The 22,168-nt window shown below is 41.1% G+C and carries 10 protein-coding genes; all 10 read left to right on the top strand.

What is annotated here, in order from left to right:
• Positions 1-566 precede the first annotated feature (566 nt).
• Entirely contained in the window at positions 567-7,736 is a 7,170-nt protein-coding gene (locus NXS00_RS20310) for a type I polyketide synthase (RefSeq protein ID WP_258101108.1), read from the top strand.
• Between the two features lie 64 nt (positions 7,737-7,800).
• Positions 7,801-8,427 (top strand): 4'-phosphopantetheinyl transferase family protein, encoded by a 627-nt coding sequence (locus NXS00_RS20305; RefSeq protein WP_258101107.1) that lies wholly within the window; start codon positions 7,801-7,803, stop codon positions 8,425-8,427.
• 226 nt (positions 8,428-8,653) lie between these two features.
• Positions 8,654-10,420 (top strand): methyl-accepting chemotaxis protein, encoded by a 1,767-nt coding sequence (locus tag NXS00_RS20300; RefSeq protein ID WP_258101106.1) that lies wholly within the window; start codon positions 8,654-8,656, stop codon positions 10,418-10,420.
• Between the two features lie 233 nt (positions 10,421-10,653).
• A complete protein-coding gene (locus NXS00_RS20295) occupies positions 10,654-11,196 on the top strand; it encodes an RNA polymerase sigma factor (protein ID WP_258101105.1) in 543 nt (180 codons plus the stop codon).
• Positions 11,197-11,359: 163 nt separating this feature from the next.
• A complete protein-coding gene (locus NXS00_RS20290; RefSeq protein WP_258101104.1) occupies positions 11,360-12,289 on the top strand; it encodes a FecR family protein in 930 nt (309 codons plus the stop codon).
• A gap of 134 nt (positions 12,290-12,423) precedes the next feature.
• Complete coding sequence (locus tag NXS00_RS20285) at positions 12,424-15,993, top strand: SusC/RagA family TonB-linked outer membrane protein (RefSeq protein ID WP_258101103.1); 3,570 nt, start codon at positions 12,424-12,426, stop codon at positions 15,991-15,993.
• 14 nt (positions 15,994-16,007) lie between these two features.
• Positions 16,008-17,576 (top strand): SusD/RagB family nutrient-binding outer membrane lipoprotein, encoded by a 1,569-nt coding sequence (locus NXS00_RS20280; protein WP_258101102.1) that lies wholly within the window; start codon positions 16,008-16,010, stop codon positions 17,574-17,576.
• A gap of 23 nt (positions 17,577-17,599) precedes the next feature.
• Positions 17,600-18,820 carry a BACON domain-containing protein gene (locus tag NXS00_RS20275; RefSeq protein ID WP_258101101.1) on the top strand — a complete coding sequence of 407 codons (1,221 nt, stop codon included), beginning with the start codon at positions 17,600-17,602 and terminating at the stop codon, positions 18,818-18,820.
• Positions 18,821-18,838: 18 nt separating this feature from the next.
• On the top strand, positions 18,839-20,074 hold the full coding sequence (locus NXS00_RS20270) for a hypothetical protein (protein ID WP_258101100.1): 1,236 nt from the start codon (positions 18,839-18,841) through the stop codon (positions 20,072-20,074).
• Positions 20,067-22,055, top strand: a complete 1,989-nt coding sequence (locus NXS00_RS20265) for a calcineurin-like phosphoesterase C-terminal domain-containing protein (protein WP_258101099.1) — start codon at positions 20,067-20,069, stop codon at positions 22,053-22,055. The genes NXS00_RS20270 and NXS00_RS20265 overlap by 8 nt, the downstream gene beginning before the upstream one ends.
• The last annotated feature ends 113 nt before the right edge of the window (positions 22,056-22,168 follow it).

Here is a 22,168-nt window from a genome sequence, read left to right as displayed (position 1 = left end):
TATTTTAATAGAATAATACTTAACTGTTCTATGTGTTGAAATAATGACTACTATTTTGGTGAAATATTGAATTATTTGAATGTTGTATTTCATTTATTTTGTAAAATGACACCTAGCTGAAAAATAATAGCTGATTTATGTCATGTTTGGCAAATCCAATTTGCAAATCCCGAACCATTCTTATAACTTTTTCGTGATTAATAATATTTAACGGCGTTAATTGTTATAATCAGTTTGGATACTCACTTTAAAATTATATCAGGCTATGTTGTACTATCCATGACTTTGATCGTATAATCTCCTCCTAACTTTTATTGCTTGCAATAGCTATGGCATTTTGTATGCTTGTGTATTGCTTATTTGCCTAATAATGCCTCTAAACGAGCTTTTTCTCGCATGAGATTGGTGTGTTTCGTTGAATATGGGGTATGTGTAATGTTAATGACATCATCATTGGTTCGCTAATAGTATTGATGATTTTGAATGTATAAGATTCCAGCGGTAACGGATCTTAAATAAGTAGACGTGTGATGAAGTGACTATTAATTTATTAAGAACCAAAATTTATGAAAAAGACAGAGATTGCCATAGTTGGCATCGGCTGCCATACACCTGGACAGGTGCATGGCCCTGAGCAGTTTTGGAACCAGCTGACCAAGGGAGTAAACGGCGTGACTGAAGTGCCGAAGGATCGCTGGGATGTAGAAGAATTTTATGACCCGAATCCAAATAAGGCGGGTAAAATCAAAAACAATAAGGGTGGATTTGTTGAAGGTATAGATCTTTTTGATAATGAATTCTTCAAGGTGTTCCCAAAAGAGGCAGAGCGGATAGATCCTCAGCAAAGGCTATTGCTTCAGACCACTTTTGAGTCAATGGAAGATGCAGGTGACAAGCTGGATGCATTGAAGAATACCAACACGGCGGTGTTTATGAGCACGTTTACCAATGATTATTGGGACATGCAAGTAGGGCAAGATAACCGATACGGTATTAGTCCACATACGCCTATGGGTAGCTCATTAACTGCTATCGCTAACCGTGTTTCCTATTTTTATAATTTAAAAGGTCCAAGTGTATCTATTGATACGGCTTGTTCGGGTTCATTGGTGGCTGTTCACCTGGCGTGTCATAGTATTTGGGATGGTAGTGCAGATGCGGCTTTTGCTGGAGGTGTGAACATCATCATCAATCCTGAATCTACCTTGATGATGTCCAAAGGAAACTTCTTGAGCCCTGATGGCTATTGTAAGTCTTTCGACGAGCGTGCCAATGGTTATGTGCGTAGTGAAGGAGTTGGAGTCGTTTATTTAAAATCGCTTGACAAAGCTCTGGAAGACGGAAACAAGATATATGGAGTAATCCGCTCGACTGTATGTAATTCTGATGGATTTACCTCTGAAGGTTTTACGGTGCCAAGTGAGACCTCCCAAACAAAAATGTTGGGTGATGCTTACAAGCAGGCAGGCATAGATACAGATAGGCTGCAATACATTGAAGCGCACGGTACAGGTACTCCTGTCGGTGATCCAATTGAGACGCGTTCTTTCTCCAATGTATTTGCTACAGAAAGCAGAAACAATCCGTTGATGATTGGCTCGGTGAAAAGTAACATTGGGCATATGGAAGGTGCTGCAGGTGTTGGTGGATTGATCAAACTTGCATTGTCAATTAAGAACAAAGCGATTCCTGGTAACCTGCATTTCCAGAAAATCAATCCGAAAATTGATCTGGAAAACTGGAAGCTTAAAGTAGTGAGTGAAAATACTAGCTGGCCGGATCAAGTTGATGGAAGTCCAAGAGTTGGTGGTGTAAACTCATTTGGAGCTGGTGGTACCAATGCTCATGTGGTTTTAGAAGAGTACGTGGCTTCTGTTGCTGAGGTTAAACCTTCCGAAAAGGAAAATCAGTACTTGTTCCATACCAGTGCGATGACCAAAGAGGCTTTGAAAAACCTGCTAACATCGCATAAGGAGTATATTCAAGAGTCAGGTCACGACCTTAGAGATATCTGCTACAATGTGGGTAAGCATCGTTCGGATTTGAAATACCGAATCGCTATAGCTGGAAAAGATGCTGCTGATATCATTGCTAAAATTGATGCCTATATTGAAGGTACAGTTCTAGCTGGGGTTGTGGAAGATGAAGTTGACGTTAAGCCAAGTAAGTTAGCCTTTGTGTTTACCGGTCAGGGACCACAGTGGTATGCGATGGGTCAGGAGTTAATTGCTACCGAACCATTGTTCAAACAAGTAATTCAAAAGATAGAAGGATATTTTAAAGAAATCGCTGGTTGGTCTCTATTAGAAGAGATGAACAAGGATGAGGAAAACTCGCGTGTTAACGATACGCGTATTGCTCAACCTGCTATCATGGCGATTCAGATTGCCCTGGTAGAGCTTTGGAAAAAACACGGAGTGGTGCCGCAAGGTGTGGTTGGTCACTCTATTGGCGAGGTGGCAGCTGCCTATACTAGTGGTGCTTTGACTTTGGAGCAAGCTGTTCAGGTAATCTACCATAGAAGTAGAGGGCAGCATGCGGCCACAGGAAAAGGTAAAATGTTGGCCATCAGTGTCACTCAGGAGAAAGCGGAGGAATTGATCAAAGATGTTTCGGATGTGGTTTCAATCGGAGCAGTTAATGGTCCTGAGATGATTGTGCTTTCAGGTGATGAGCGTCCATTGATTCGAATCTCTGAGTTGATGGAGGCGAATGACATTTTCAATAAGTTCTTGAGAGTGACGGTGCCATTCCACTCACACCATATGGAGCCATTGAAAGATGAATTGATTAGTTCATTGTTAGAGCTTCAGCCTCAAAAGGCGGAGTTGGATCTATATTCAACAGTAACTGGAAAAAAAGAGGACGGCTCACATTTATTGAGTGAGTATTGGTATCAAAATGTTCGTCAGCCAGTTTATTTCTCCAATGCATTGGATGAAATGATCAATGACGGTTATGACCTGTTCATTGAGATTGGACCTCACCCTGCATTATCTGGAGGAGCTCAAGAGTTATTCCAGAAGAAAGGTATCAATGCTAGCATCTTCCCATCCATCAAGAGAAAAGAAGATGAGAAATTGAGATTCTTACAGACCTTAGGATCATTGTATGCTAAAGGTTTTGATCTTAACTGGGATGCTATTTATCCGGAAAGCAATGCACTAAAAGACCTTCCTAAATATACCTGGGATCTTAAGTCATTCTGGTATGAGGTTTCTGAGCATAAGGCACGCAGAGTGGAGAAAAAACCACACCCGTTGATTTCTGGCTTCAGTCAGTCAGGTGTGAATGATACTACTTATACTTTCGATGTATTGCTGGATCGTCATGTGGATCCATACATAGATGATCACAGAGTAGACGATGTGATCATTTTCCCTGGAACTGGTCACTTAGAGATTGCTACAGCTGCGGCTAAGAGCGCTTTCAAAGATCAGTTTGGATTCCTGGAAGATGTCAATTTTGAAAATGCACTATTCCTTCCAGAAGAAGGAGAGATGTACGAGGTGAAAATCGAGGTGTACTCTGATGAAGAGAAATATTGGATTTTAAGTCGTGATAAGAGCAATTCAGATGCCGAGTGGGTCAAGCACTCTAATGGTAAAATGAACGTTCTTGCTGATCAGTTTGAGTCGCAGCCTGTGGATTTGAAAGCGATTCAGGAGCGAGTAAATGATCGTTTGCCTGTACAGCCAATGTATTTGGAATTAAAGAAAAGCGGTTTGTTCTACGGCCCAACTTTCAAAGCGATCAAAAACCTTTGGGTGGTAGATCAGGAGATTCTAGGTAAGATTGAATTGCATGAGTCTCTTGAATATGGAATTCAGGATTATTACTTGCACCCAGCAATTTTGGATGCGTGTTTGCATACGATTTTCGCAGCGAAAATGAGTGATGACGATGAAGAACGTGGTATTTATTTGCCTGTTCATATCGATCGATACAAGCTGCATGCTAAGCCGACTTCTAAAAATGTGTACAGTTACATTCAAGTAGCTGAAGCAAGTTCAGAGTATCTGAAAGGTGACTTCTGGATTATTGATGAGAATGGTACGTTGATTGCAGAAATTCAAGGTCTGGATTGTAAGTACATCGAAGGATCTAGAAGCAACGAGCAGGATCTGGCTTATTCTGGATGTTACGAATATGAGTGGGAAAAAGCTGGAGAGTTAGCGTTTAAACCTGCGAATAATAAGGTGCTTTTGTTTGGTGAGAAAGGATTCGAATGGTCTTCATTCCAGACTGCTCTAGAAGCAAAAGGCACCACCATTATTGATAGTGGAATTACGAATTATGAAGATAGAGAAGTGGTTCGAGGTGTTCTGAGAGAAATCAAAGAAGCACATCCTACTTTGAATCGTGTGATCGTCACTTTACCACTTTCTGAGCAAAGTGAATCACTGAAAGACTCAACTGTTGATTTGTCATGGAAGGTGTTGAATATTTTCAACGCGATCATTGAAGAAGAACAGCAGATGTCTGTGTGGTTAATCAATGAAAAGGCTGATATCGTTGTTGATTCTGATAAAGATATCAACTTGCTGGAGTCTGTGAGCTATGGACTGGGTCGAGTAATGATCAACGAATATCCATTGGCGTCTGTAAAGATTGCAGATTTAGGCCATCGTGAGAATGCTCAGGAGTTGGAGTCATTAACCAAATTGATTGCATCTACTTCCAATGGTGGAGATGAAACGGACTTTGCCTTCAGAGGTGATGAAATTTTCGTGAAGCGACTAAAAACCGTCAATAAAGACAGTGCTCAGGAAAAGGCTTCAGTTTCTTTGCCAGCTTCTGGTAGCTACTATCAGACTATGTTGAAAGAAAAAGGCATCCTGGATAGTATTGCATTCCAGCAAATCGCTCCATTTGGATTAGGTGATATTGAAGTGGAAATCGATGTGAAAGCTGCTGGTTTGAACTTTAAGGATGTATTGAACCTGAATGGTTTACTTACTGAAGAAAGTGTCATTGGTGGACTTGTAGGAGCACAACTTGGTTTGGAGTGTAGTGGCGTTGTTTCTAAAGTGGGTAAATCAGTAGAGCATGTGAAGCCGGGTGATCGGGTGATTGCGTTCTCACCAAATTCATTTGCTGGAAAGGTGGTAACCCCGAAACATTGTGTGGTGAAACTTCCAGATCATATTTCATTTGAAGAAGGTGCTACCATTACACTTGTTTATCTGACAGCTTATCACTGTATGTTCAACCTTGGACAAATGGATGAAGGTGAGCGCCTGTTGATACACTCCGCTACTGGAGGAGTTGGTATGGCTGCTGTTGCTTTGGCTCAACTTCGAGGAATAGAGGTTTATGCTACAGCCGGAACGGAAGAGAAGCGTGAGCTGCTTCGCAAAATGGGAGTGAAAAATGTCTACAATAGCAGAACCATTGCATTCCATGATGAAATCATGCGTGATACCAATGGCGAAGGTGTTGATTTAGTCCTTAATTCATTAAGTGGAAAGGCAATCATTCAAAGTGTCAAATGTCTGAGACCTTTTGGCCGATTTGTAGAAATTGGGAAAACGGATATCTACAATGATATGAGTCTGCAGTTGAAACGCTTCGGTGACAACTTGAGCTACTTTGCAGTTGATATTGATCGATTGATGGCTCAGCGTCCTAAAAAAGCAGCTGTACTGTTTAAAGATGTGATTGAGTTATTCGAAAACAAAGAGGTTCAGCCACATCCATATACGTCTTTCAAAATCAATGAAATCCGTGATGCTATAGATTTTATAGCTAAAGGAAAGCACATTGGTAAAGTAGTACTCAATATGGAAGATCAGGAAGTTACAGCATTGCCTGCGGCTAAAATGAGATTCTCAGATGAGAAGAGTTACATTATTACTGGAGGTGCAAGTGGATTTGGTTTGGAGTTAGCCAAATGGATGGCTGACAATGGCGCGAAACATCTGGCATTGGTGAGTAGAAGTGGACCTAAATCAGAATATGATTTTGGTTGGATTGAGCAGATGGAATCGCGAGGTGTGAATGTCATGATCGAAAAACTGGATCTTTCTTCTGTAGAAGAAGTGAAAGAAATGGTGATCCGCGTAAGTGAATCAGCTCCAGTTGGTGGTGTGATGCATGGTGCCGCGGTGCTTCAAGATTCTACCATCCAGCGCTTGGATAAGGAGCTATTTGCTAAGGTTTTTGTTCCAAAAGCAATGGGTGCATGGAATCTACATTTAGCAACAGAGGATTTGGATCTGGACTTCTTCTTGTCCTTGTCTTCTATTTCAGCGGTATTCGGTTTGCCTGGTCAGTCTAACTATTCTTCTGCGAACAACTTCCTGGATAAATTGGTGCAATACCGTAAAACAAAAGGTTTGCATGCTCAAAGTGTGAATCTTGGGGTACTTGGTCAGTATGCAGGTATGTCCAAAGAAGGTGGCAACGTGTTGAACGTTCTGGAAAATCAAGGATGGTTGCCATTGACCATGAAGCAGGTGACTAGCAAAATCGAAAGGATTCTTTTGGAAGGTGATGTAGTAAGAATGGCTGCCAATATCGACTGGTTGAGATTCCGTGACTTCTTCCATCACTTGAGATCTGATACTAAGTTCAAAGAATTGCTTTCTGATGAGAATCTTAAAGTGGGTGCTTCCAAAGGAGGTGGTGAAAGCTTAAAAGATCAATTGATAGCTGCGAATGGAGAAGGTAAGAATATTCTTGCAGTGAGTTTGAAGGAAGCTTTGGCTAGAATACTTGGAACAACACCAGATAAGTTGGATGAAAACAAATCCATTTCAGCTATTGGTTTGGATTCATTGATGATGAATCAGTTGAGAAACTGGATTCTGCAAAAGCTTGAATTCAATTATCCATTGATGAAATTATCTAAAGGTCCAAGTATCGTAGAAGTTTCTGAGCACATCATGCAAAGCTTGCAAGGTGCAGCTAGTGGAGGAGCTGTTGAAACACATCAGGATGATTCGGGTATTACAACTGAAGAGGATATTGAAGTAATCAATAAGTGGTTTGTGCATCGTAAAACCGATGAAGATCAAACTGGGAAGTTGAAAATCTTCATGTTCCACTCAATGGGCGCTGGGGCATCTATGTTCAACGACTTCATGTACGAAGCTCCAGAAGGAACCGATGTGTATGCAGTTCAGCTTCCTGGTCGTGAAAACCGAAAAGATGAAGAGTTGTACACTGATTTCACAAAACTGTTGAATGACCTGGAAGAGGCGATGTTACCACTTTTGGATGGTGATTTTGTGATCTACGGTCACAGTTTTGGAGGAATCATTGCGTTCGAAATGACCAGAAGACTAAGGAGTAAGCATGGCAAAGAGCCAGTTCATTTCTTTAGTTCAGCTACGATGGCGCCTCAGATGACCATTACATGGAAAAATAGAGACGTGTTGAAGCAGTCGGCGATTTCGTCTAACTCTGAGCAAAAGCTGCTTGGATTGATGACTTACATCGATGATGTGAATTATGTGAAGAAAATCCTTCCAATTCTACGATTAGATATGGCTTTGCTATTGGATTACGACTATGCAAATGAGCCTAAGTTTGAGTTTCCGATCACAGTCTTCTCTGCTATAGAAGATGAGGTGACGCTTCCTGAAGAAATGGAGCCTTGGAAAGAACATACCAATGCAAAATTCAGACAGGAGTTAGTTCATGGTGATCACTGGTTCGTAACTCGAAACAAGGACTTTATCCGTGAGCAAATTGCTAAGGATTTGAAGCGATTAGCTCTAAGTAAATCTTAATATTTAGTTAAATCAAAACACCGGCGGGAATATCTCGCTGGTGTTACTTATTACCAGCTATTTTATGATATCACTGCAGCTCCCTGAAGGAGTGGTGTCTCATTTTACATCTGCCGAAATAAGGGGGTCAGAGTTGTATGATGAGGAGGTTGCTTTGTGCAATCAATATGAAGCAAATCGTCAGCTAGATTTCAATAGAGGAAGGTATTGCGCACATCAGTGCTTGAACTATTTTGGAAAACGTCAGGCCATTCTAAGAGATAAAGATGGAGTGCCTTTGTGGCCATCAGATATAAGGGGGTCTATCAGTCATACATTCGGTTTAGCCGGAGCAGTCGTAGCATTGACGAATGAAATTGATGCTGTGGGCTTGGATATAGAACGTGTTGGAAGAATAGATCGTGATCTATGGAAGGTGTTGTTCACTGAAAAGGAAATTGACTTTCTAAACAATCGATCATTCGATGATCAAAGGCAATTAAGTACATTGATGTTTTCAGCGAAAGAAGCTTTTTTCAAAATGCAATATCCTCTAACTCGCAAAGGAATGGAGTTTGAAGATTTGGAAATTGAGATTGTTGATAAAGAGGTGAAAATCAGGGCGATGGGTACATTGTCTGACCAGTTCAAAATAATTACTGATTTTACCGATATCTACGTGATTTGCCTACTTCTAAAAACGAATATTTGATTTTTTGTTTACAGAAGATGGTTTTATTGGTAAAAATGTAAATTTGAACCCACCTCTTTTGTGAATCTGGAAATTGGTTCATGTTGGAATTTTTCCGCTTCATGTGATTTATGTCAGGTTTATCTTAAAATTCAAGGATTTTAGCTGCTAATTTCTAAACTTAGGTCGCCTTTTGACAGTACATTAGTCCTACGTCAAAATGTATTAATCATCAAGAACCAAAGCCATGCGCGAATTCATCATTTTTGTTGCCATTATTTATGGTGGAGTGCTTCCTACGTTGCTTTACATCAACTGGAAGATTTTTAGGAAATCGTTCATTTATAAATCCGGAATTTGGATCATTGCTACGATGTTTATTGTGGTTACTGAAGCCTATGCTGTAGGTCACTTCGGATTGATCCATCTCACCTACAGTATTCCGATCGGTATTGTAGCTGTTTTCCTCACTTTTAGAACGTTAAGTTTAAGTATCGAGCGTCCGATGACGCGAATCAATGCTTCTTTTGATCAGCTAAGAGAAGGGGATTTAGAAATCTCCATCGATCAGGCAGATTTAGTAAGAAAAGATGAAGCTGGTGCTTTCTTTAAATCATTGAACCTTTTTTTAGAGCAAATAAAGAAATCTGCCTACTTCGCTAACTCAATGGGCAATGGGGACTTGAGTGTTCAATATACTGCGCTTGGAGATAAAGATATTCTTGGTCAATCACTGATTACGTTAAGACATAAGTTGAGTGATGTGGTGAATGAAACCAATATGGTGGTGCAAGAAGCTGGAGATCATGGAAGACTAGATTCCAGGATAGACGTATCTGATAGAGAAGGTGTTTGGTTGGAGTTGGGCCAATCTGTTAATAATCTATTGGCTTCAATAGTTGATCCAATCATGGAAGTAAATCAGATAGTTTCAGCCATGGCTGATGGTAATCTTACTTTAAGATATGATAACGATGCTAAAGGTCATATTCGTCAAATGACGGATAATTTGAATCTTGCATTAGATAACCTTAGTGAGTTGTTATTCAAAATCTCGAATAGTGCAGGAGAGATTGGCGCTGCTGCTGAAGAAATGTTGACTTCAGGTGAGGAGATGAACGTGAGTATGCGTGAAATCGCAACGTCAATTGTCCAGATGAATAACGGTGCACAGACTCAGGTACGTAAAGTAGATGAGACATCTGGTCTTGTGGAGGTCATGATGAAAAACTCACAAGACATGAGCAGTAAATCCGATGCTATTAACAAAGCAGCAAAAGAGGGAGTGTCTAATAGTGAGGAAGGAGCTAAACTGTCAAGCTATGTAGTGAGGAGTATTGGTGAGATTGCGGATTTCTCTAACATGACGACCAAATCTATGCAGGTGCTTACTGAGCGATCAAAAGAGATCTCTAGAGTGTTAGGTGTCATCACAGAAATTGCTTCTCAAACCAACTTATTAGCATTGAACGCGGCAATTGAAGCAGCGCAGGCAGGAGAATCTGGAAGAGGTTTCGCAGTAGTTGCAGAAGAAATCAGAAAACTAGCTGAAGGCTCTAGAAAGTCTGCAAGCGAGATCGAAAACCTAATTTTGGATGTACAGAAAGATACAAGTGAGGCAGCCAAAGTAATTGCTTCCATGAACATTTTAGTGAAGTCCACAGTAGAAGCTTCTAACAATGCTCAGTCTGTATTTATGGAGATAGAGCGTTCTTCGACACAAACTTTGGGTTATTCTGAGACTATATTGACTTCTACTTCATCTCAGAATGAAAGCATTAATAAGGTAGTGACTATCACAGAAGATGTGGTGGTAATTGCTGAACAAGCAGCGGCAGGTTCTGAGCAGATTTCAAGTTCAGCTAGTGAGCTATCTTCTGGTATGGAAAATTATATGACCAAATTCCATTGGTTAAATTCTACTTCTCAAGATTTACAGTCGGGTATTTCTCGATTCACGTTGAAAACTAAGGTTAAGGAATCAGCGCATGAATATGATTCTGAGGAGGTTTGATCTATGACAATGACAAGTCCTGAATAAACATTACAGTTTTTAGGAATAAATAATTTAGATAGCATCGAGGATTTCTTCGATGCTATTTTTGGTTTTTGTCGTCCCGTGAAAATTCTAAATAAGAAAGAGTAAAGCACAACGGCAGCAGAAAACATCATCATTCGTTAATGTTCACATGATCTCTTAACCATTTTCTGACTCTAGTTTTACTGACAACCCAGCAAGCTACTGAGATGAGAAAATCCAACAAAGAGCTAGAGTTTAGACAAATGTATGAGCAATATTGGCAGATAGTTTATGCCTATGTTTATAACATTATTGCTGAACAAGAGCATTCCGAGGACATTGTACAAGAGATTTTTATCAATCTTTGGAATCGGTTTGATCAGGTCGAAATTAAGGAACCAAAGGCATATCTATTACAAGCAGCAAGATTCCAATGTGCCAAACATTTTCGAAAGCATAAATTCAACCATTTGCAATTAGAGTCTGTGGTAGATGTCCTCAAAACGAATGAGCAGGATTACTCCATCCAGGAAGCAGAAGAGCTGTTGCAAGAGATTTCCAACAAGGCAACTTCATTGCTCCCTGATAGATGTCGCCAGGTGTTTGAGTTGCGCTTTAAACATCAGCTCACCAATAAGGAAATAGCAGAAGAGCTAGGGCTATCTGTAAGTACGGTTGAGAATCAAATCAATAAAGCGTTGAATGTGCTCAGGCTATCCTTCAGTCAGCAAGCAAGTGTACTTGTGGTACTTGCAGTTTTACTTCAATAATCGTCATGTTTTTTTGGCCATTGTTATCTGAATGTTTCGCTTAAGTCACTTCAGAATTTCCATTTCTCTCTGGAGGTTACCTGTCTATTAAATGAAAAAAATGGCATAGGTGCTACTCCAAATACGAGTACTCTATTGGTGAACAACACCTGTAGTGTGCAATATGGAAGAAAGGATAAGAGACCTTTTTAGGAGATATACAGAAGGAAAAGTTACTGAACAAGAAAGCAAAGCTGTAGATCAGGTTTTCGATCAGGCGCAACAAGAAGGTCTGTCAGAAGAGCGTATCATTAGTGATCGTTTGCTAAAGCTACGATTAGATCAGAAGATTTTTGAGCAGACTATTTATAAAACCAATACAAAGAGAAGGGTGCTGCTTGCAGCTGCTTCTACTTTACTTATTATTTGTTCAGCGTTATTCATTTTACATCAGGCGGGATTTGGCACTGTTCAGGTTATAGCACAAAATGGTCAAAAACTTCAGGTAAGGTTGCCAGATGCAAGTGTCGCATATCTTAACTCAGGTAGCGAACTCCGCTATTTCAAGTGGATGGAGTGGTTGCCTAAACGCGAAATAAAACTTGCTGGTGAAGCATATTTCGAGGTAACACATAATCCAGAGAAACCTTTTATCGTCAAAAGTACTAATCTTAATACGCTTGTATTGGGTACACGCTTCGTTGTGGATGACTATCCCGGAGAGGAGGCTTCAGTGACTGTGAGGTCGGGCAAGGTAGGAGTGAGTACTAAAACTGGTGAGGAGCTGGCTATTCTGGAAATGAATCAACAAATAATTTATGCCAATCCTAAGATCTCCTTTACACAGGTGGATGCCACTGACTATTATAGTTGGAAAGATGGAAAAATAGTCTTTGTTGATGCAGATCTGAAAGAGGTGGCAATTACCCTCCAAAGACGATTTGGTGTTGAAGTTCGTCTGAATGCAGATAACCATCAATCATGCACTATCTCTGGTAGCTACTATGACAACAACCTGGATGATGTACTAAACAGTCTTGAATTCATCTATGGAATAAAACACACTTCCGATAAAGAAGGCGTGATACAACTAACAGCAAAATCATGTAATTGACAAAACCAAACTATATGAATAAACCTTGACGAGAAGTAAAAAAGAAAAGCCCGAAATCGACGGCCATCGCTTTCGAGCTTCATAATCGAATTATCTAGTAACTCAATTAAACTGAATTAAAAGTATTGTAATTAATGGACTTTTTAACCATTACCTTAAAAAAAGCTTTTGCATACCTCATGTTATTTATGGTGGGTATAGCAAGCTTGAGCGCTCAGATTGGATCTGATGTGCGTATTGATCTGGAAGTCAGGGGAGCTAAACTGACTGAAATTCTTAAAGAAATAGAGAAGCAAACATCATTTGCGATAGCTTATTCAAAAGATGTTGTAGAGCAATCAAAGACTGTTAGTCTGGATATTTCGGATAAAACAGTAAAAGAAGTCATGGAGCTGCTGAGTGAGCAGTTTCCTATTGATTATGAAGTCAACAACAAGGTGATTTCTGTCAAATTAAGATCTGGAAAGGATGTCATGATCAAAGGAACAGTAAAAGCTCCAGAGGGTGATGCCCTGGTTGGCGCCACTGTTATGCTTAAGGGGTCCGGTGTTGGGACAACTACCGATCTGGATGGCAACTACAGGCTGAATGCGGTGCCTACTCATGGGATATTGGTATATTCATTCATTGGTATGGAAAACCAGGAAGTGCAGGTCGGTAGTCAGACACAGATAGATGTTGTTATGAAGGAGCAAACTACTGTGATGAATGAAGTGGTGGTAACAGCGCTCAACATTGCTAGAGAAGAAAAGGCTCTGGGTTACTCCGTTGCTGAAGTAGGGGGAGAAGATCTTACCAAATCAGTCTCAGGTAACTGGTTAAATAATATGTCTGGCCAGGTGCCAGGATTGTTTTTTGCTAACGCAGGAACAGGTCCTGCTGGTTCTGTACGTGTTTCTCTTCGCGGAGACCAGTCGTTGAACTATGGTAACAATGAGCCACTTTTTGTGATAGATGGAGTGCCTATTTCGTCAGGTATGACCGCCACTAGAAGTGTTAGTAACTATGCACAAGCAGATGCTCCAGTTGACTTTGGTAATGGTGCCAGTGATATCAATCCAGATGATATAGAAGCTGTGTCGGTATTGAAGGGACCTGCAGCAGCTGCGCTTTATGGTTCACGTGCTGCCAATGGAGCCATTATCATCACCACAAAATCAGGTAGAAAGAATAAGGGTATTGGCGTGTCTATCAATTCATCTGTGACCTTCGAAAAAGCAGGGTACTTTCCAGATTTCCAAACGGAATATGGGAATGGTTCAGATCTTGGTAGAAATCCTTACTCGTTATGGGAGCTCTCCGCAGATATGAGTGAGGATGCAATGCCTGTTTCAAGACACTATTCGCGTTACACTTTTGGTGAGAAATTTGGTGATGACAAATACAGATACCTCTACGCTTCCAAAAACTGGGAAACAGGTGAGTTTACTAAACTCCCATGGCAATATCAGGATGACTGGTATACAGGCCTTTTTCAAACAGGTGTAACCACTAATAATACGATTTCTATTAGTGGAAATAATGGAGAAGGAACGACTACCAGATTCTCATTCACAGATTATCGAAATAAATGGATACTTCCTAATACAGGATTTGATCGACAGGCGGTATCTGTAGCATTGTCTACTCCGGTTAACGACCGAATAAGGTTCCAGACTAAAGTCAATTACTATCATCGTAAGAGTGATAATATGCCAGGTGGAGGTTATGACGAAACCAATCCAATGTATTCCTTGGTCTGGGGATTCAATGTGAACAGCATGGATGATTGGAAAAACGAGTACTTCGATGGAAGGTATAACTATACGAATTGGTCCGCTGCTGGCGAGAATGGTCAGGGATTAGTTTTTCCAAGTGCTAATTCGTTCAACCCATATAGAACACTTTATGAAGCACTTAATACTCAGGACAAAGATCGTGTGATCGGTAATATGACCTTGACATTCGACTTAATGGATGGTTTGGAATTGGATTTAAGATCTGGACTTGACTGGGCAGATGAGTTTCGTACACAACGTAGACCATATTACACCGCTGGATATATGAACGGGTTTTACCGAGAGCAGACAGTACGAACTTTGGAAAATAACAATGACTTTATGCTGAGATACACCAATTCTCTGGTTAGCAAGAGATTAGGGTTGTCAGTGATGTTTGGAGGAAACAACCGAATCAACAAATACTACAACAGTAAGATTACTTTGGATCAATTAGGTGAAGAAGGTATTTACCATACTACCAATTTGCCAACAGGGGTTAATCCAGATCCTTACAATTACAGAAGTGAAAAAGTGGTCAATAGTCTATATGGAATGACTTCTCTTAGCTGGGATGAAACGTATTATCTTGATTTTACTGGTAGAAATGACTGGTCAAGTACCTTATCAGAAGGTAACTGGTCTTATTTCTATTCTTCATTAGCGGCCAGCGTATTGCTGGATGAAGTGTTCGATCTTCACTCAAGAGCTAGATGGATGGATATGTTAAAAGCGAGATTGTCTTGGGCCAATGTAGGAAACGATACATCTCCGTATTCCTTAGATCAATATTACAGTTCTACGTCTTATCCTGGAGGTTACGCGTTACCTGGGACTATTCCAGATCCATTGATCAAACCAGAGAATGTAGAGAGCTGGGAAGCTGGTTTAGAAGGTAGGTTTTTCCGAAATAGATTCACATTTGATGTAACGGCTTATAGCTCATCCACTACAAATCAGATTGTGTCTGTAAACGTAGATCAGATCACAGGAGCAACAGGTGTACGTATCAATGCCGGCGAGATCACCAACAAGGGTATAGAATTAGCTTCTACCATTACGCCGGTGAAGACTTCCAATTTTGCCTGGTCATTTGATGTCAACTGGTCTAAGAATGTGAACAAGTTAGTGAGCTTACAAGATGGTTGGGATCCTGAGGAGCCACTACAAACAGATATGGGAACTACCATTGGCAACCGAACTTATATCTACTCTTATGTAGGTGAGCAAATGCATGTGATTTATGGAAGAGGATTCCAGCGTGCACCGGAGGGAGCGTTTTATCTGGATGAGGATGGCAACAAAGTAGACGCGGAAGGTATGCATATTGTAAATGCAGATGGTTATCCAGTGCTCGATGAAGCTCCAGATAGAAGGATAGGAAAAGTAAACCCAGACTGGAGAGCAGGTATGGTGCAGCGTATCAAGTATAAAAATCTCACCTTGACTGCTGCCTTTACAGGTCAAATGGGCGGTCATGCTTTCTCAGTAACCAACTTTGCACTTTCGTATCAAGGCAAACTGAAAAACTCCCTGGAGGGTAGAAATGATGGTTTGGTTCATGAAGGAGTTAACGCAGTAACTGACGCGGAAGGCAATGTGACTTACACTAAGAATGAAACTGTAACCAGCGATATCCTTACTTACTATAACACTTACATGTGGAATAGAAATAATACGGAGAGTAACACATTCAGTACTTCTTATCTGAAATTAAGAGAAGTGAGATTGGATGCCCAGTTGCCAACTTCAATCAGTCAGAAGGTTCGATTCTTACAGGGAGCCAGTGTTGGAGTATTTGCTACCAATGTGTTTTGTCTGACGGAGTTTCCTCAATACGATCCTGATACCGGGATGCTCAATGGTTCTAATATCTATAAGGGAATAGAATCGATGGCCTTTCCTATGTCCAGAACTTATGGTGTCAATGTGCAACTATCATTTTAATAAGAAACATTCCGATGAATAAATTTAGTCGAATAGTAATATTTGGATGGTTGGCTATTGCTGTACTTGGCTGTACCTCCGATTTTGAAGAAATCAATACGAATCCCAATACGACCAATGTTGGGGATATCAAAGCGAGTGGCATGTTCGAGCCATTGCTTTACAATGGAGCTAATGCATGGCTTAATTATACCTGGTTTTGGAATAATGAGCTGATACAGTTCACAGCCTTCACAGGCGGTACTACACGTCAGGAGCACAGATACTTTATCAGTGACGGCAACTGGCAGAGTGTATGGAATCTGTATGCACGCTATGCCAACAATGCCCTTCATATGTATGATTTGAGTGTAGAGCAGGAGGATGCATCCCTTCAGGCCATTGCTTTAACATTGAAAGTTCTTTATATGTCCAATTTGACAGACATGTTTGGCGATATTCCTTATTCAGAAGCGTTTATGGCGCGATTTGGAGGAACAACTAAGCCGAAGTTTGATTCTCAAATGGAGGTGTATCAGCAAATGTTTGCGGATTTGGAGACAGCTAATGACCTATATGCCACAGATCCCATATTCATTAAACCAGCACTGGATGGTATGTATGGTGGTGATATGGCCGGTTGGAGAAAGTTCAATAACTCGCTGTACCTGAGATTGCTATGCCGTGTGAGTGGCAGAGCTGAAATGCAAGCAGGTGCGAAAATTCAGACCATAATCGACAGCCCTGGTCAATACCCTATATTCACTTCCAATGCAGATAATGCAACTGTTCAGTTTTCAGGGAATGATCCTTATAGGAATGAGTTTGCCTTGAGTAGTGAAGGTGATCTGACTAGCTCTGGTAGGAAGATCACAGAGCAGTTGATTAAAATGACTGTGGTAACTGAAGGAAGTGATCAAACTTTTGAGGACCCTCGTCTGGCGATTTTTGCTAAGAAAAACCCAAGCATTGATACAAATCCTGACAGCTTGTGGATAGGTACGGTAGCGGGGTGTACGGAAGAAGAACGCACAGTAGTTGATCGGGGAAGCTCTTGGCTCAATGCGGCGGTATTCTGTAGAGCAGATGCTCCAGGCTGGTTCATGGATTATGCAGAAGTACAGTTCATATTGGCTGAAGCAGCCCTAAATGGTCTAATCAGTGGTGGAGAAACTGCGGCACAAACTTACTATACCAATGCTGTGACTGCATCTATCCAAAAATGGGCTGAGTTTGGTGACTACAGTGAAGCGCCCGTTTCTATAACAGATGAGGATATCACTACATTCCTTAACTCTGAGTTAGCTTCCTGGTCTGGAGCTGCTAATAAAGCGGAGTTAATTGCTAATCAAAAACATTTGGCGCTATTCTGGATTGGCATGGAAGCCTATCATGAGTACCGCAGAACAGGATATCCTGAGTTGACTATTGGAGCTGGTACTGTCTTTAATAATTACACTTTGCCTACTCGGTTTGCTTACCCTACTACAACTATGGCAACCAATTCAGACAATGCAGAAGCAGCATTGGCTAGAATGGGTGGCGACAACAACATGTTGACCCCAGTGTGGTGGAGCAAGCAAGCCATCGATTCAGGTAATTAATTCAATTCAAGATTTTAGAAATAATGACTTTTAATAGATTAAAAACGACTATCAACTTGCTCATGCTACTTATGGTAGCATCTGTAAGTGTGCTGATATTTTCTTCCTGCGAAGAAGAGGAGGGATTTTCAGGAGAACCATACTTCATCATCGAAGATAATCCGACAGGGATCAATGCAGGAGTAGAAGGAGTGAGTCAGAAATATGTAGTGAGATCCAACAGACCTTGGCAAATAGTGCCACAGGGTGAATATGATTGGGTAAAGACTTTTCCCGAAGAAGGAGATGCAGATGGTATTTTTCAATTTATTGTAGACGCCAACCCGACTTTTGATGGACGAACCGCCAGTTTCGCTTTTGTGGTCAATGGTCAGGAGCAACCGGTATTGTTCAATGTAGAGCAAGGTGCTAACGTGCCATACATCAACATAGAGGAGGAAAGTGTAGAAGTTGCCTCTGGTGAAGAGCCTGTCACACTTACCATTGATGCGAACGTCAACTGGACGTATAGTGTAGATGTAGATTGGTTGAGTGAAGTGGAAGTGACTGAAGAGCAACTTAAGTTGTCAACTACCAGAAATACTGGGTTGGAAAGATCAGCAACAGTTACTATAACTACTAGCGATGCAGCTGGTGTTTCTGCAGAAGTGATGGTTACTCAATTGGCTGGTAATATTCTGATAGTTGAGGATTTTAACTGGTTGGAATATGGAAATGCAATTCCATATGAGACCTCTGGTGAAACCCGATATGATAATTGGACGGATGAAGAAAAAGCCAGAGGATGGTATAGTACACCTAATTCATTTTCTAATGATCAACAGATCGTCTATGCTCGTCAGGGTTTTGTAAAGTTGGGTAAAACCAATTATGGAGGAGATTTAATTTCTCCAAAAATGGATATTGTTGGTACAGTGAACCTAAAAGTAACTTTCAAGGCAGCAGTCTATATTTCTGCAGGAGGCACAGTGGATGACAATATCCTTAGAGTTAATGCGGTAGGTGCAGGTACTACAAGTGTTGCTGAGATGGCTATTAACAATGTTCCGAACAACAGAGCACAAGACGAGGAAGGAATTGGCAATGATATCTGGGCTGAGGATCGAGCATATTCTTTTACAATCAGTGGCGCTACAGCGGATACACAAATAAGATTCCTGGGTGGAGATTTTGATTTGAATGGAGTAGGGAAAGGGAAAAACAGGATTTTCCTGGATGACATCACAGTAGAGATTATCGACTAACACAAGACAAATCAAGCAATGAAAATACTCAGATTTGCAATTCTGGCATTGAGCGTAATGCTCAGTGCCTGTACAGAAATAGTTGATACATCGGCAGGGGAGCTTAGTGAGCCTGTCGTAGCAACAGAGTCGCCTGCCAGTGGTATATCGGTAAATTATGTCAATACGAGTAGCTATATCAATAGTGGGTTCTCTTTTTTGAACCCGACTCAAGTCAATAAAAATCGTGTAGCTACCGGAGGCAGTGGATATACTCAGGTGTATGGTTTTAATGTGCCTGAGGCCAATCGTGCTCGAGGTATTCGCTGGAATAGCGATGATGAAACTACAAACCACTGGAGACCTCAGGGTATCACCGGGTTCAAAAAGAACGGCATCAGGTATTTGTTGATTACCTGGTATGGACAAAATGGTAGCGAGCACAAAGGCTCACGAATAACCTTGATGGATATCAGTCCAAGTTCGAGTACCTATTTGAAGTATCGACATATCCTTTTAGTGCAACCAAATATTCCAGGATCGGTTTCTGATTACACTCAATATGATACTTACGCGCCATTGGACATTCATGCTGGTGGTGTGGCTTACTACAATGACAAGTTGTACATAGCCAGTACCAACCTTGGGTTGCGTGTATTTGATCTCAATAAAATCATAGAAGTCACAACAGGTGATGCCACCAAAACGAAGTGTGGAAAGACCGCTGGAGGAACTATGTATGCGTTTAATTATAGGTACATTTTGCCTCAGGTAGGTTATAATGATATCAATGGTGGAGCCAATCCTTTCTCTAGTGTTCAAATCAATGATGCTGGTGATGAGCTCTGGACGGCACAGTACTATTCAGGGAGTTCTGCCTCGTCTATTGTTCCAAAAATTTATGGTTTCCCAATTAATAGTGGTGGTGACATGCTCAATTCTGGTATTAGCTATGTAGTTCCCAAAAACTCCCTTTTTGCCGACAACCATGCGCATGGTATGCAGGGAATATTCCGTAAAGGAAATAGAACATGGCTGTCTTGCACTGGATCCCCATCCAATTCTTATGGATCCAACGCGAGACTAGCTAGATATACAGATGGAGGCACTAACACTACCAGATATCGATGGCCATATGGAGCAGAGTCGCTCTACTACGAGGCTCAGTATGATTATCTGTGGAGTTTGACGGAGTATGAGCCTAACTGTGGCAAGGCCAACGGAAGCCAGGTCAATCGCTGCATTTTCGCAGTGCATTTTTCAAACTATGAATAGAGGTAGAATGAATTCGAGGAGAAAATTTATAAAAATAGGCGGAATTACCACACTCGCTAGTTTGAGTGGTATTGGATTTACGTTTGCACAATGCCGGGAGCCTCATGAGATTGATGAAAACAATTTGTTAAGTATCTCGGGAGTATCAATTCCTTCGAGCATAGATGTAATAGACGGAGAGGAGATAACCATTTCCGGTAAGGGTTTTCAGGTTGGTGATACCATGCTGTTTGAATCTGTTGTAGATGGTAAGACTTACTCTAGTATGGTAAGCCTGGTGACTGATCGAGAGGTTAGTTTTCCAGTGCCAGCATCGATCATTACTGGTGGTTATAAGTTAACAGTGTCTCGCGAGCAGAATAGTCTGTTTCTTGGTAGTCTGGTGCTTAATCTGGTGTCTTCTACAGAGTTGCCTGATAAGGAAGGAATGACCGTGAAAGGAGTTGTATATTCGAGCGGAGTAGGCATCGCAGGAGTGGTCGTTTCTGACGGTTTTGAAGTAACCTTAACAGATGATGAGGGGCGGTATTACTTGCCTTCCCAGAAGAAAACAGGTTTCGTTTTTGTCTCTATTCCGGGCAACTATGAAGTATTAAATAATGGCAATGCACCTCAGTTTTTCCAACGCTTAAGTGCCAATAAGGAGGCTATCGAGCGAAAGGATTTTTCATTGATTGCTACCAATAACGAGAACCATGTGGTGATCCCAATGGCTGATTGGCATTTGGCTAATCGAAATAACGACCTGGATCAGTTTACCAATAAAATCTTGCCGGATGTCAACGCCACCATAGACAAATATGCTGCTGAAGGAGCTAAGGTTTATGTGCTCACACTTGGTGACATGACTTGGGAACTGTATTGGTACAACAATGATTTTGGGCTCAACGAGTACATTCCTTACATGAATAAACTCAATAGTCCGGTTTTCAACTTGATTGGAAACCACGATTATCATCCATATATAGCTGATGATTGGGATGCTTCTGCGATGTATCGAAACGTGCTTGGGCCTACCTATTACTCGTTCAATCTTGGCAAGGTTCACTATGTGGTCCTGGACGATGTGGAGTATCTCAATGAAGGAGCTTCAGAAGGCGTCATTGGTAAGCGTAACTACCGTGATGTGATAGAGTCTGAGCAAATGGAATGGCTGAAGAAAGATCTGGCGGCTATTACTGACAAGAGTACACCGATTATCATTGCTACACATACCCCATTGTATAGGAATCCAAAATTGGATTCGAATAATCAACAGGTAAATGAAGTAAATCTGGAGAATGGTCATTCGCTCATCGCGGCACTGAAAGAGTTTTCGACGGTTCATGTCTTGACCGGCCATACTCATATCAATTACCGAGTTGATGAAGAATTAAATCTGATGGAGCATAACATAGCGGCTGTTTCGGCTACCTGGTGGTGGACTGGAAGAAATGGTTATGCCGGTAATCATATTTGCAAAGACGGCAGCCCTGGTGGGTATGGTGTCTGGAAAATGAAGGGCAGAGACATTGAGTGGATTTATAAAAGTGCCGGTTATGCTGAGGATTATCAGTTCAGATCTTATGACTTGAATACGGTTTATATCAATGCTCCTGATCATGCACCAAATGCGACGGATGATGACTTAGCTGCCTTTGTTGGGCCTTATGGCCAACCACGATCTAGCAATGAGGTGCTTCTTAACATCTGGGGGTATGACAATCAGTGGCAAATAGAGGTGACTGAGAATGGAAAGTCGCTTGGAGTAACCAGAGTGACTGATTTGGATCCATTGCATATCATTTCTTATGAAGCCTTTAGAGTCAATGCTGGTGCCAATCCTACGGGAGCATTTACGACCACTGAGACCTCCCATTTGTTTAGGGTGGTGGCCAATGCGCCAGATTCTACGTTGCAAATCAAAGTGACGGATCGATTTGGAAATGTTTATAAAGAGGAGATGATCAGGCCAAAAGCATTCAATTATACAATGAGTTAATTGATATTTTCGTTTCTGTTTGAACCCTGAGGTGTTGATCTCAGGGTTACTTGTTTTTGAGATATACTCTTTTAATTTGATAGGTAACTGTTGGTTGAATTTTACTAAAGTCT

This window comes from Marinoscillum pacificum, from assembly GCF_024714495.1.
GTDB classification, from domain to species: Bacteria; Bacteroidota; Bacteroidia; order Cytophagales; family Cyclobacteriaceae; genus Marinoscillum; species Marinoscillum pacificum.
The sequence above is the reverse complement of the archived record's forward strand: the minus strand, read 5'-3'. Positions and strand labels throughout refer to the sequence as shown.